This window comes from Pseudomonas sp. W2Oct36, from assembly GCF_041060465.1.
Classification (GTDB): domain Bacteria; phylum Pseudomonadota; class Gammaproteobacteria; order Pseudomonadales; family Pseudomonadaceae; genus Aquipseudomonas; species Aquipseudomonas graminis_B.
In genome coordinates, this window is sequence record NZ_JAUERW010000004.1 from 108199 (window position 1) to 121822 (window position 13624).

General features: G+C 61.5%; 10 protein-coding genes, 3 tRNA genes and 1 pseudogene. 1 reads left to right on the forward strand and 13 read right to left on the reverse strand.

The annotated features are described in order from the left end of the window. Positions 1–305 precede the first annotated feature (305 nt). On the forward strand, positions 306–1859 hold the full coding sequence (gene ilvA, locus QWI18_RS08225) for a threonine ammonia-lyase, biosynthetic (RefSeq protein WP_369318601.1): 1554 nt from the start codon (positions 306–308) through the stop codon (positions 1857–1859). Positions 1860–2078: 219 nt separating this feature from the next. Here the strand turns inward: ilvA and QWI18_RS08230 are convergent, their stop codons facing one another. The 13 genes and pseudogenes from QWI18_RS08230 to truA all read right to left on the reverse strand — a co-directional run bounded on the left by QWI18_RS08230 (position 2079) and on the right by truA (position 13518). Then, positions 2079–2957 carry a DUF2242 domain-containing protein gene (locus QWI18_RS08230; protein ID WP_369318602.1) on the reverse strand — a complete coding sequence of 293 codons (879 nt, stop codon included), beginning with the start codon at positions 2955–2957 and terminating at the stop codon, positions 2079–2081. Positions 2958–3218: 261 nt separating this feature from the next. Further along, on the reverse strand, positions 3219–4484 hold the full coding sequence (locus tag QWI18_RS08235) for a 3-phosphoshikimate 1-carboxyvinyltransferase (RefSeq protein WP_192135746.1): 1266 nt from the start codon (positions 4482–4484) through the stop codon (positions 3219–3221). 196 nt (positions 4485–4680) lie between these two features. Further along, positions 4681–4757: transfer RNA gene (locus QWI18_RS08240), tRNA-Asp, on the reverse strand. 122 nt (positions 4758–4879) lie between these two features. Then, positions 4880–4956, reverse strand: a tRNA-Asp gene (locus tag QWI18_RS08245). A gap of 74 nt (positions 4957–5030) precedes the next feature. Beyond that, positions 5031–5106: transfer RNA gene (locus tag QWI18_RS08250), tRNA-Val, on the reverse strand. 162 nt (positions 5107–5268) lie between these two features. Next, on the reverse strand, positions 5269–6480 hold the full coding sequence (locus QWI18_RS08255; protein WP_065986404.1) for an O-succinylhomoserine sulfhydrylase: 1212 nt from the start codon (positions 6478–6480) through the stop codon (positions 5269–5271). 21 nt (positions 6481–6501) lie between these two features. Then, positions 6502–8010, reverse strand: a complete 1509-nt coding sequence (gene purF / locus QWI18_RS08260; protein ID WP_065986403.1) for an amidophosphoribosyltransferase — start codon at positions 8008–8010, stop codon at positions 6502–6504. Between the two features lie 12 nt (positions 8011–8022). Beyond that, positions 8023–8610, reverse strand: coding sequence for a CvpA family protein (locus QWI18_RS08265; protein ID WP_065986402.1), 588 nt, complete (start codon positions 8608–8610; stop codon positions 8023–8025). A 207-nt stretch (positions 8611–8817) separates the two neighbouring features. Continuing rightward, complete coding sequence (locus QWI18_RS08270) at positions 8818–9522, reverse strand: SPOR domain-containing protein (RefSeq protein ID WP_296308549.1); 705 nt, start codon at positions 9520–9522, stop codon at positions 8818–8820. Beyond that, positions 9506–10812: pseudogene (folC, locus tag QWI18_RS08275) on the reverse strand (bifunctional tetrahydrofolate synthase/dihydrofolate synthase). The gene QWI18_RS08270 and the pseudogene folC overlap by 17 nt, the downstream one beginning before the upstream one ends. Then, complete coding sequence (gene accD, locus QWI18_RS08280; protein WP_065986414.1) at positions 10809–11729, reverse strand: acetyl-CoA carboxylase, carboxyltransferase subunit beta; 921 nt, start codon at positions 11727–11729, stop codon at positions 10809–10811. The pseudogene folC and the gene accD overlap by 4 nt, the downstream one beginning before the upstream one ends. A 284-nt stretch (positions 11730–12013) precedes the next feature. Further along, positions 12014–12634, reverse strand: a complete 621-nt coding sequence (locus QWI18_RS08285) for a phosphoribosylanthranilate isomerase (RefSeq protein ID WP_192136084.1) — start codon at positions 12632–12634, stop codon at positions 12014–12016. A 59-nt stretch (positions 12635–12693) separates the two neighbouring features. After that, positions 12694–13518: a tRNA pseudouridine(38-40) synthase TruA gene (gene truA / locus QWI18_RS08290; RefSeq protein ID WP_065986413.1), complete on the reverse strand. Its 825-nt coding sequence runs from the start codon at positions 13516–13518 to the stop codon at positions 12694–12696. Positions 13519–13624: the final 106 nt, after the last annotated feature.

The window sequence follows — 13624 nt, forward strand, 5'->3', positions numbered from 1 at the left end:
TGTTTTTTCCTGACTGTCAGTTTTTGAGCGATGACGGCGTCGCCCACTTGACGACTGCGCCGTGTTCGCCATAGTCTCGACGCCATGAACGCATCCCAGCATTTCTTCGGCCCGATAATTATTACCGCCATTCCAGTCATGGCGGGTTAGCCGACGTTTGCACCCAACCCGCCCTAGAGGCGGGTTTTTTCTCTCTGTCTCCCGGGCCAAAAACCACATCAGGAGCCAGACATGATCATTCGCCCTTCCCTCGCCTGCTTCGCCGCCCGCCTGATCATCCCAAGCCTTCCGACGAGGCCCTCACGATGAGTCAGCCACCGGCCTACCCGCTTGTTCAGGGCGACCTGCTCAATCACTACGTCAAAAAGATCCTTAACTCCCGCGTGTACGACGTTGCCGTGGAAACCCCGCTGCACGCCGCCCGCCAACTCTCCCAACGCCTGGGCAACAACGTGCTGCTCAAGCGCGAAGACTTGCAGCCGGTGTACTCCTTCAAGATTCGCGGCGCGTACAACAAGCTGGCGCAGCTGAGCCCGGAAGAACTGGCGCGGGGCGTGGTGACGGCGTCGGCGGGCAACCATGCCCAAGGCCTGGCGCTGGCGGCGAAGACCTTGGGCGTGTCGGCCACCATCGTGATGCCGAAGACTACGCCGGAGATCAAGGTCGAAGGCGTGCGCTCCCGGGGCGGAAAGGTCGTACTGCACGGCGACTCGTTTCCCGAAGCGCTGGCGTATTCGCTGAAGCTGGTCGAGGAACATGGCTACGTCTACGTCCACCCCTACGACGACCCTGACACCATTGCCGGGCAAGGCACCGTGGCGATGGAAATCCTGCGCCAGCATCAGGGGCCACTGGACGCGATCTTCGTCCCGGTCGGTGGTGGCGGGCTGATTGCCGGCATTGCGGCGTACGTGAAATACCTGCGCCCGGAGATCAAGGTGATCGGCGTTGAACCGGACGATTCCAACTGCCTGCAACAGGCCATGGCTTACGGCGAGCGGGTGGTGCTGCAACAGGTCGGCCTGTTTGCCGATGGCGTGGCCGTGGCGCAGATCGGTCACTACACCTTCGAGATCTGCAAGGATTACGTCGATGAGGTGATCACCGTCAGCACTGACGAAATCTGCGCGGCGATCAAGGACATCTACGACGACACCCGATCGATCACCGAGCCCGCCGGCGCGCTGGGCGTGGCCGGGATCAAGAAGTACACCGAACAGTACGAAGTCGCCGGGCAGACCTTCGTTGCCATCGACTCCGGCGCCAACGTCAACTTCGACCGCCTGCGCCACGTCGCCGAGCGCGCCGAACTGGGCGAGGGCCGCGAGGCAATCATTGCCGTGACCATTCCGGAACAGGCGGGCAGCTTCAAGGCCTTCTGCGAGGCCATCGGCAAGCGGCAGATCACCGAATTCAACTACCGCTACCACACCGACCGCGAGGCGCACATCTTCGTCGGCGTGCAGACCCACCCCGACACCGACCCTCGCAAAGCCCTGATCGCGAGCCTGACGGAACAGGGTTTTCCGGTGCTGGACCTGACCGACAACGAACTGGCCAAGCTGCATTTACGGCACATGGTCGGCGGGCATTCAGAGCGGGTGAGTGACGAGGTGGTGCTGCGTTTTGAATTCCCCGAGCGGCCGGGTGCGCTGTTCAACTTCCTGAACAAGCTGGGCGGGAAGTGGAATATTTCGATGTTCCACTACCGCAACCACGGTGCGGCGGATGGCCGAGTGGTGGCGGGATTAGTGGTGCCGGAGGATGAACGGCATCTGGTGCCACAGGCGCTGGCGGAGATTGGTTACCCGTACTGGGACGAAACCAGGAATCCGGCGTACAAACTGTTTTTGGGGTGATGCGGCTACGAATGACACCGAAGATCTGCAGGCCCAGCGCACCCTTGCGGGAGCGAGCTTGCTCGCGAAGACTTCAGTACAGCCATTAAATCTCCAGTGGCTGAAATGACCTCTTCGTGAGCAAGGTGGAGCGCCACCCCGGTCACTCCCACAGCTTTTGCGTTTGCTGCACGTGCGATGTCAGCACGCGGGACCTCTGCTGGGAATTAGCAGAATAACTCACTGCGCCGGCGTTGATTCTACCGCTGGCGCAGCGCTCGGCTCGGTGGTCGTTGCCGGCGCAGGCGTTGTGGCAGGCGCGGCCTCGGCAGGCGCCGCTGTTTCGGTTTTCAACGGTTCCGCCTCGGCAGGCGCAGGCATCGGCTCGCTGCTCTGCTCGGCAGCGGCCGCAGGTGGGGTCGCAGGGGTCGCCAGTGGCGCTGGTGCGACGGGCGTAGTGGGTGCAGGCGCCGCTGCAGCAGGTGCAGCGGCCGGCTTTTGCTCCGTCAACGCCGCCGGCTTGCCTGGCACCGGCTCAGGCATGCCCAGATCGGTTTTAGGCTTCTCTTCAATGTGTGCAGCCTTCTTTAATTCAGGCGGCAGGAAATTTTCCACCAGCGCGAAGAAGCGATCATAGAACTTGGGCGACGCCACGGTTTCACTGGCGACCTTGACCATCGAGTCGTCGGTCGAACCAATCGGCATCGAGACCGAGCCCAGCACGCCAACCCCCAGGCTGGCGGAGTTATTGACCTTCTTCAACGCATAGCGATCCTGCAGCGCATTGGCGAACATCGTGGTCCGTTTATCAGCACTGCCGTCCGGCGCACACACCACGTTGAAGCTGATCTCCATGTGGGTTTCGCCGGTTTGCTGAAAGCTCTTATGGCCGCTGATCACTTTCGGATCGCTGCTGGTAATGATGTAGCCCTGACTCAACAGCGCCCTTCGGGCCGCTTCGCAGGTGGCGGTATCCGAGACCGGGTAGCTGCGGGAGAATGTCCCGGCATCGTCGAAATTCTCATGCTCATAGACCGTCGGTTTCTTCGACGAGCAGCCTGCGGCAGCCAGCAGGGTGATGACCCAGCATGCGGTACGAAAGCTCAGTAATTTAGGCATCAAACATCCTGGGGCAATTGGTCGACTGAAAGTGGACCGGAGAAAACGCCGGTAAGTCTGCAACAAGCCTGCCATGGGATCAACGCAGAGTTTGCAACCGTGTGGATACATCGAAACGGCAACCGTGAACGGGGCCTGTACGCGTGGGCCTGTCAGGGCAGCGCAGGTTGCGCTGATCAGACTGAAACGGGGTCGGAAAAGTCGCCCCACCGGGCCTGGCGTCCATCAGCCGACGGCTGCAGGCCCGGCATGCCCTGCGCCTCAGACCTCGCCGTGCACCAGTTTGACGCCGAGGAATTCCAGCGCGCGCCAGTAGCCAGGATAGGTTTTGCCTACGCACTCCGGGTCCTGAATTCGCACGCCCGCCACTTTCAAACCGGCCAGCGCGAAACACATGGCAATGCGGTGGTCGGAATGGGTATTGATCAGCGCGTGACTGCTGGTGCCCGCCAGACTCGGATCAGCGGCAACCAACAGATCGTCGCCTTCTACCGAGGCCAGCCCGGCCCGAACCTGATTCAGACCATCGTGCAGCGCCTGTACGCGATCGCATTCCTTGACCCGCAGGTTGGCCAGGTCAACGAAGCGCACAGGCGTCTCGTTGAAGGCCGCCAGCACCGCCAGCGTAGGAATCGCGTCCTGCATCTGTGAGCCGTTTATGACCGCAGGCATCTTCGGAAACTGCGCGATCACTTCCATGGCCTTGGCGTCTGGCTGAGTGAACGCCTCCCCCGCCACGCCCAGGTCGATCTTGCCGCCGGTCAGCGCCTCGGCAGCCCACAAATAGGTTGCGGCCGAGGCGTCGGGCTCGATCTGATAATCGCAGGCGGTGTAACCCGTCGGTGCAACGCGCCACAACGCGTCATCCAGCACCTCGACCTCGGCACCGAACGCGCGCATGCAGGCGATGGTCAAGTCGATGTAACCGCGCGCGCCGATTTCCTTGCCGGTCAGCGCCACTTCAATCGGTGCATCGCCACAGGCCGCCACCATCAACAGCGCGGAGACGTACTGACTGGACAGGCCGCCGTCGATTTCGAAGCGAGTGGCGGTAATCGAACCCGTCCCGCGCACCACGACCGGAGGGCAACCGGTGGCGCTTTCCGCGATCAGGCCGCCTTTGCGTAGCGCCTCCAGCAACGGGCCGATCGGGCGCTTCTGCATGTAGTGATCGCCGTCCAGCGTGACGCTGCCATTTACCGTGCCGACCGCCGCTGTCAGGAACCGCACCGCCGTGCCGGCATTGCCGAGGAACAGCGCGTCCTGGGGGACTTCAAGTTGCCCACTGCTGGTGACGACGAAGCTGGTGTCGTCCGGCTCTTCGATGGTCAGGCCCATTTGCCGCAGGGCGTTGGACATATGGCGGGTGTCGTCGCTTTTCAGCGCGCCACGCAGGTGGCTGGTGCCCTTGGCAAGGGCAGCCAGGAGCAGCGCGCGGTTGGTGATGGACTTCGAGCCGGGCGGCGACACATGGCCCGTCAGCGGTACGCCCGGCGGGATGACAGTGATGGTTTGGTTCATGCCCATGGTCCAGCTCTCCAAATTCGAAATCAGGCACCGCACAGCGCCGCGTTAACAGCCGGCGATCATGGCATTTATCGCCGAGCTCTGCAGCATCCAGCGCGACAGGCGAAGCGTTCGCCAAATCGCAGGCACAAAAAAAGCGATCCTGGGATCGCTTTTTCTGTTGCTTCAAGGCGTTCAAGGGCCTCGAAGCGATGTATGGCGCAGCGGACGGGACTCGAACCCGCGACCCCCGGCGTGACAGGCCGGTATTCTAACCGACTGAACTACCGCTGCTTGTCGCACAGACTTTCATCTGCTTAACGCTGTTGAAACCGACCCTTGGGCCTGCTTCGTAAAACACTGAATGAAAACCTAGGCTTTCAATCTCGAACCGGGAAGACCCGATTCGGAAAATATGGCGCAGCGGACGGGACTCGAACCCGCGACCCCCGGCGTGACAGGCCGGTATTCTAACCGACTGAACTACCGCTGCGCATTGCGTGGACTTACGTCCTGCTGAATCTCAGTATCCTTCAGCGTCTGGTGTTGCTGTGAAACACTCAACGATGGTGGGTGATGACGGGATCGAACCGCCGACCCTCTGCTTGTAAGGCAGATGCTCTCCCGGCTGAGCTAATCACCCTTGCTTCGCTGAGGCCGCGAAATTTACGCAGGTGATGAACCTAAGTCAATAGCCTGCTTGAAGTTTTTTTAAAAAGAGCCATTTTTCGCAGCAAGCACGAAGCTGCACATCGCAAACAAAAAAGCGAGCCCCAGGGCTCGCTTTCGTGTTCGGACACCCTGCTTACAAGGCAGCCAGACCCCGTGCGAGATCCGCTTGCAGGTCTGCGACGTCCTCCAGCCCTACCGCGACGCGGATCAGACTGTCACGAATGCCGGCCGCCTCACGCTCTTGCGGAGACAGCCGACCGTGGGAGGTGGTGCTCGGATGAGTAATAGTGGTCTTGGTATCGCCCAGGTTCGCGGTGATCGAGATCAATCGCGTGGCATCAATGAAACGCCATGCGCCGTCCTTGCCACCCTTCACCTCAAAACTCACCACCGCGCCGAACGCCGTCTGTTGACGCTTGGCCAATGCATGTTGCGGGTGACTCTCGAGACCGGAGTAATGCACCTTCTCGATGCCCTCCTGCTGTTCGAGCCACTGCGCCAGTTCCAGAGCGCTCTGGCAATGGGCACGCATGCGGATTTTCAGGGTTTCGAGCCCCTTGAGGAACAGCCAGGCGTTGAACGGGCTCAGGCTGGGGCCAGCAGTGCGCAGGAAGCCGACGACTTCTTTCATCAGCTCGCTACGACCGACCACCACGCCACCCATGGCGCGGCCTTGTCCGTCGATGAACTTGGTCGCCGAGTGCACGACCACGTCCGCCCCCATGCGCAGCGGTTGCTGCAGGGCCGGAGTGCAGAAGCAGTTATCGACCACCAGCAGCGTGCCCTTGGCGTGGGCGATTTCCGCCAGCCCGTTGATGTCGACCAGCTCCGCCAACGGGTTGGAAGGCGATTCGACAAACAGCATTTTGGTGTTCGGCTTGATCGCCGCGTCCCAGCCGGACAATTCGGCGAGGGGGACGTAATCGACCTCCACCCCGAAGCGTTTGAAATACTTTTCAAACAGGCTGATGGTCGAACCGAACACGCTCTTCGACACCAGCACGTGGTCGCCGGCGCTGCAGAAGCTCATCACCGTGGCGAGGATGGCGGACATCCCCGTGGAGGTCGCCACCGCCTGCTCGCCGCCTTCCAGCGCGGCCATGCGCTCTTCGAACGAGGCCACGGTCGGGTTGGTGTAGCGCGAATAGACGTTGCCGGGGATCTCACCGGCGAAGGTCGCGGCCGCCTCGGCTGCCGTGCGGAACACGTAGCTGGATGTGAAAAACAGTGGATCGCTGTGCTCGCGTTCCGGCGTGCGGTGCTGACCGGCACGTACCGCGAGGGTGTCGAAACCGACGCCCTCGAGATCGCTGTCCAGTCGACCGGCATCCCATTCCTGAGTCATGCCGCCTGCTCCTTGTCTGGATTAATTATTGTACAGATCGATGATCGCGCTCACCGCCTGAGTCTTGACCTTGGAGGCGTCGTTGCGCGCCTGCTCGATCTTGTTCAGGTAGTGCTCGTCGATGTCACCGGTCACGTACTTGCCGTCGAAGACCGAACAGTCGAAGTTGTCGATCTTGATCTTTTTGCTGCCACTCACCGCCTCGATCAGGTCATTCAGGTCCTGATAGACCAGCCAGTCGGCACCGATGAGGTCGGCCACGTCCTGGGTGGAACGGTTGTGAGCGATCAGCTCGTGGGCACTCGGCATGTCGATGCCGTAGACGTTGGGGAAGCGCACAGCCGGGGCCGCGGAACAGAAATACACGTTCTTGGCGCCGGCTTCGCGGGCCATCTGGATGATCTGCTTGCACGTGGTGCCGCGAACGATGGAGTCATCCACCAGCATCACGTTCTTGCCACGGAATTCCAGCTCGATCGCGTTGAGCTTCTGGCGCACGGATTTCTTCCGCGCGGCCTGGCCCGGCATGATGAACGTGCGGCCGATGTAGCGGTTCTTGACGAAGCCTTCGCGGAATTTCACGCCCAGGTGGTTCGCCAGTTCCAGCGCCGCCGTACGGCTGGTGTCCGGAATCGGGATGACCACATCGATGTCGTGATCAGGACGCTCGCGCAGGATCTTGTCGGCCAGCTTCTCGCCCATGCGCAGACGCGCCTTGTAGACCGAGATGCCGTCGATGATTGAATCAGGACGCGCCAGGTAGACGTGCTCGAAAATGCACGGGGCGTATTTCGGGTTGGTGGCGCACTGGCGGGTGTGCAGCTTGCCGTCTTCGGTGATGTACACCGCTTCGCCCGGGGCGAGGTCACGAATCAGGGTGAAACCGAGCACGTCCAGGGAAACGCTTTCGGACGCGATCATGTACTCGACGCCTTCGTCGGTGTGACGCTGACCGAAGACGATCGGGCGGATGGCATCCGGGTCGCGGAAGCCGACAATGCCGTAACCGGTGATCATCGCCACGACCGCGTAACCGCCACGGCAACGCTTATGCACGTCAGTGACGGCCGCGAAGATGTCTTCTTCGGTCGGCTGCAACTTGCCGCGCACGGCCAGCTCGTGGGCGAACACGTTGAGCAGCACTTCGGAATCGGAATTGGTGTTGACGTGGCGCAGGTCGGATTCGTAAATCTCCTTGGCCAGTTGCTCGACGTTGGTCAGGTTGCCGTTATGCGCCAGGGTGATGCCGTAAGGCGAGTTGACGTAGAACGGCTGGGCTTCGGCCGACGTCGAGCTGCCCGCCGTTGGGTAACGTACGTGACCAATGCCCATGTGCCCGACCAGGCGCTGCATATGGCGCTGGTGGAACACGTCACGAACCAGACCGTTGTCCTTGCGTAGAAACAACCGGCCGTCATGGCTGGTCACGATACCGGCAGCGTCCTGGCCGCGGTGCTGGAGGACGGTGAGCGCGTCATAAAGCGCCTGATTGACGTTCGACTTGCCGACGATACCGACGATGCCACACATGCGACACAACCCCTACTTAGTGGAACTGGATTTACCGAGCACTTCCGGCGGCGTTGTAGGCGGCAGGAGGTGATCCTTGAACGGGATGTCAACAGGTACGCTGACTCCGCTGGCTAGCCACTTGCTGGACATCCCGAGAATCAGGTTTTTCGACCAGTCAGCGACCATGACAAATTGCGGGAGCAGCCTCGACTGCTGCCACCATTGATCCTGTTGCACCGGGCCCAGGCTCAACAGCCCGACCGCAACGACAACCAGCAAGGCTCCGCGCGCCGCGCCGAAGACCATGCCCAGAAAACGATCGGTCCCGGACAGCCCGGTGACGCGAATCAGTTCTCCAATCAGAAAGTTGACCATGGCGCCGACCAGCAGTGTGGCGACGAAAAGAATGGTGCAGCCCGCAATCACGCGCGCCGAAGGTGCTTCGATGTAGTTGACCAGATACTGGGCCAGCGATCCGCCAAACATCCAGGCGACGGCACCTGCGATGATCCACGTCAGCAAGGACAATGCTTCTTTGACGAAGCCGCGCTTGAGACTGATCAAAGCGGAGATGGCGACAATTGCAATGATCGCCCAGTCAACCGGAGTAAATGACACGTCGCAGCCTACAGACTGATAAGGCGGCGGATTTTAGCAGAGCACTCGCCTGCCGGTAAGCAGCGATTGCGGATGAAGGGCATTTAAGGCGAACTATTGGACTTTGTTGGGGATCGGCCGGGGTTAAACCCGAAATCGATGACGTCAGATCGAGCCCCTTCCCGGCTGAAGCCGGTCCTACCAAGGGAAGGCGTCGGCCGGGGACGCTTACTTACGCTCCGGCTGGAAACGCACAACGATGCCTTTGATCTTCTGCTGTTTTTCCAGCGTGTCACGCAGACGATCAGCTTCGACGCGTTCGATCACCGGGCCGACGAAGACGCGGTTCACGCCATCGGAGGTGCGGATGTAGGCGTTGTAGCCCTGAGTGCGCAACGTCTTCTGCAGATTGTCGGCATTGGCGCGGTTGGAAAGGCTCGCCAGCTGTACCGCCCAGGTGACCGACAAACCATTGGCATCGACCCGGCTGGTCTCGGCTGCCGGTGTGACAGGCGCTGCCGCTTGAGCGGGTGCCGGCGTCGGTGCCGGAGCAGGCTTCGCGGGCGCGGTCTGAACGGGTTTCGGCGCAGCAGCCACAGGCTTGGAAGGCGCAGGGGCAATGGGCATGGACGGCGGCTGTTGACTGGTGCGCTGCTGAACGGGCTGGGCAGGACGCGCGGACTGAGCAGGCTGCGTCAGCTCGTCATCGCCTGGCACCGGCTCCTGCGGCAATGGCTGCTGTTCAGGCACGCTGACGGGTTCGACCTTGATCTGCGAGGTGGCCGGCGCTTGCGGCGCGGCAGGCGCATCGACCTGAACACGGCGGGCTTCGTCCTGACGCGAAAACAGCATCGGCAGAAAAATCACCGCGATGGCAATCAGCACCAATGCCCCAACCATCCGCTGTTTGTACGCTTTATCCAGCAAAGCCATGTGTCACTTCCTCCGTGACGCGCCAGCAAGCCATTCCAGGGCTTCGGCTACGCAGTAAAAAGACCCGAACAGAACAATCTCGTCGTCGGCTGTCGCGTGGGCGCACTGAGCTTCAAGTGCCAGCGCGATACTCGGGTGAGACGTCACGCGAGCGCCAAGGTTCTGCAACGCCTGTTCGATCTCTTGCGCCGGACGGCTGCGCGGCGTTGGCAGCGGTGCGACGGCCCAACTGCTGAACGTCTCGCTCAGTTCCGCCAGAACGCCCGGCAGGTCCTTGTCACTGAGCAAACCGAACACCGCCAGACGCTTGCCCGCCACCGGTCGCTGATTCAGGCGCTGGGCGAGAAACGTTGCTGCATGGGGGTTGTGGCCCACGTCCAGCAGCAGGCTTAGGGATTTCCCCTGCCAGTCGACGCTGCGACGGTCAAGGCGACCGGTGACGCGCGTATTGACGAGCGCATCGCGAAGGGTCGACCCATCCCACGGCAAATCCAGCCGCAGGTAAGCCTGCAGCGCCAGCGCGGCGTTCTGCATGGGGAGGTCGAGTAACGGCAGCGAATGCAGTTCGATTGTGCGGCCCTGTGCATCAGTGCCCGACCAGTCCCACCCCGTCGCGTTGATCTGCAGATTGAAATCGCGACCGCGCAGCGACAGCGGACAATGCAGTGCCTGCGCTTTGTCGAGCAACGGCTGCGGCGGATCAAGATCGCCACACAGTGCAGGCCGTCCCTCACGGAATATCCCGGCCTTCTCGAAGGCCACGGTCTCACGGGTATTGCCGAGGAATTCCGCGTGGTCAACGCCAATGCTGGTGACCAGCGCCATGTCGGCGTCGATCAGATTGACCGTATCAAGCCGCCCGCCGAGACCGACTTCCAGCACGACCGCATCCAGCCCGGCCTGCTCGAAAAGCCAGAAGGCTGCCAGCGTGCCCATTTCGAAATAGGTCAGGGAAATGTCGCCGCGGCCGCGCTCGACCACCTCGAACGCCGCGCACAGCGCGGCGTCGGTGGCTTCGACGCCCAGCACCTGCACACGCTCGTTGTAGCGCAGCAGGTGCGGCGAGCTGTAAACGCCGACTTTCAGGCCCTGGGCCTGCAACAAGGAAGCAACGAATGCGCAGGTCGAGCCTTTGCCGTTGGTGCCGGTGACCGTGATCACTCTGGGCGCCGGCCGGGTCAGGCCCATCTGAGCTGCCACCTGCTGCGAACGCTCCAATCCCATATCGATGGCCGACGGGTGCAGGTGTTCCAGATAGCTGAGCCAGTCGCTCAACGAGCGTGCGGTCATAGGTTCGCCGGAACAGGCGGTACAACGATCGGCTCAACTGTCGGCGCCACGAATTTCGGCGTCGGCAGCCCCATCATCTGGGCCAATACGTTACCGAGACGCTGACGCAGTTCCTGACGGTGAATGATCATGTCGATCGCGCCGTGGTCGAGCAGGAATTCGCTGCGCTGGAAACCTTCCGGCAGCTTTTCGCGCACGGTCTGCTCAATGACGCGAGGGCCGGCGAAGCCGATCAGGGCCTTTGGCTCGGCGACAATGATGTCGCCCAGCATCGCTAGGCTGGCAGAAACACCGCCGTAGACCGGGTCGGTCAGCACGGAGATAAACGGCAGGCCCTCTTCACGAAGACGCGCCAGAACGGCCGAGGTCTTGGCCATCTGCATCAGCGAGATCAAGGCTTCCTGCATGCGCGCACCGCCGGATGCGGCGAAGCAGATCATCGGGCAGCGGTTTTCCAGCGCGTAGTTGGCAGCTTGCACGAAGCGCTCACCCACCACCGCACCCATCGAGCCGCCCATGAAGGAGAACTCGAATGCGCTGCACACCACCGGCATGCCCAGCAGGGTGCCGCTCATGGAAATCAGCGCGTCCTTTTCACCGGTCTGCTTCTGTGCCGCGACGAGGCGATCCTTGTACTTCTTGCCGTCGCGGAATTTCAGACGGTCCACCGGCTCCAGATCAACGCCGATCTCCTGACGGCCTTCGGCGTCCAGGAAGATATTCAGACGGGCGCGGGCGCCGATGCGCATGTGGTGGTTGCACTTCGGGCAGACGTCCAGGGTCTTTTCCAGCTCCGGGCGATACAGCACCGCTTCGCAGGACGGGCACTTGTGCCACAGACCTTCGGGCACCGAGCTCTTCTTGACCTCGGAACGCATGATCGAAGGGATCAGTTTGTCTACCAACCAGTTGCTCATGCTTTCTTTCTCCAGTACCGATGGCTCGAACGCGATGGCAATAGGTGCCATGCGCATGCCCTTAAACCAATGTCATGTAAGGTGCCGCGAAATGCCGTACAACGATCGGCGCGAAGCCTGACCTGCCGAGACAACACTCGCAAACACCCCTCTCAACTTCCATCACGAGACGCAAGACGTCTTCGCTCAATCAATTCGGCCACGCGCATCAGCGGATGGCAGGCTAGTGGACGGCGACCGTTGGTCCGCCGTCACATCCCAGCCGATGTTGCCGGGCAAACGACCTAGGCGCCGTGTACTGCACTCATGAACGCACGGATCTTGTCGTGATCCTTCAGGCCTTTGGATTTCTCCACCCCGCCACTCACGTCCACGGCGTAGGGATGCACCTGCGCAATGGCCTGGGAAACGTTGGCCGAGGTCAGCCCGCCGGCGAGGATCACCGGCTTGCTCAAATGTTTTGGAATCAGCGCCCAGTCGAAGGTTTCCCCCGTCCCGCCCGGAATGCCGGCGACATAGGTGTCGAGGAGGATGCCGCAAGCGTTGGCGTAAGCATCGCAAGTGGCCGCGATGTCGTCGCCGGCCTGGACACGCAGCGCTTTGATGTACGGGCGGCTATAGCCTTCGCACTGCTCCGGGGTTTCATCGCCGTGAAACTGAATGAGGTCGAGGGGAACGACATCGAGCAGGGCTTTCAAGTCAGCGCGCTCTGCATTCACGAACAGGCCGACAGTGCTGACGAACGGCGGCAGCGCGGCAACGATTGCCTGGGCCTGCTCGACCGTCACGAAGCGCGGACTTGGGGGGTAAAACACCAGCCCGATGGCATCGGCTCCCGCGTCAACGGCGGCCAACGCATCTTCTATGCAGGTAATCCCGCAGATCTTGCTGCGAACGGCTGACATGTAGTGGAGACCTCAAGCCTTGCGAAAGTCACGGATGGTAGCAAATGCAGTCACCCGCGTCAGCCGTCCAGTTCCGTGAAGCCGGTGAGAAAATGCGGGCCGATGTAGCGATCCGGTAACGGGAACTCGTCGCGGTATTCCACCTGAACCAGATACAGGCCGAAAGGATGAGCCGTCACGCCGCCGGTGCGTCGGACCCGACTTTCCAGCACCTCCCTCGCCCACTCGATTGGCCGCTCCCCTGCCCCGATGGTCATCAGCACACCGGCAATGTTGCGCACCATGTGATGCAGAAAGGCATTGGCGCGGACATCAATGACGATCATCTTGCCGTGGCGGGTGACGCGCAAATGATGAAGCTGCTTGATCGGCGATTTGGCCTGGCATTGACCGGCACGGAACGCGCTGAAATCGTGGGTGCCGACCAGATACTCGGCCGCCAGCGCCATGCGTTCGGCATCCAGCGGGCGATGGTTCCAGGTGATTTCCTGGCCCAGGTGCGCCGGACGGATCTGATCGTTGTAGATCACATAGCGATAACGTCTGGCGATGGCCTTGAAGCGCGCGTGAAAATGCGCGGGCATGACCTTGGCCCAAGTCACGCTGATGTCATGGGGCAGATTGATATTGGCGCCCATGGTCCAGGCTTTCATGCTGCGCTCGGCCTGGGTATCGAAGTGCACCACCTGACCGCACGCGTGCACACCGGCATCGGTGCGCCCTGCGCACATCAGCGACACCGGCGAATCCGCAACTTTCGACAGGGCGTTTTCCAGCGTTTCCTGGACGGTCAGCACACCGGTCAACTGGCGCTGCCAGCCGCTGTAGCGCGAGCCCTTGTATTCCACGCCCAGGGCGATTCTGGAAAAACCTTCGGCCGCCAGTTCGGCTGCCGCTGTTTCTGCCTCGGTGTCTGTAGTTGCCAAGAGCTTAAAGCCTGTCGATGTGCGCAAGGGCGGCCATTATACGGATCGAAAAAAAAGACGCCAT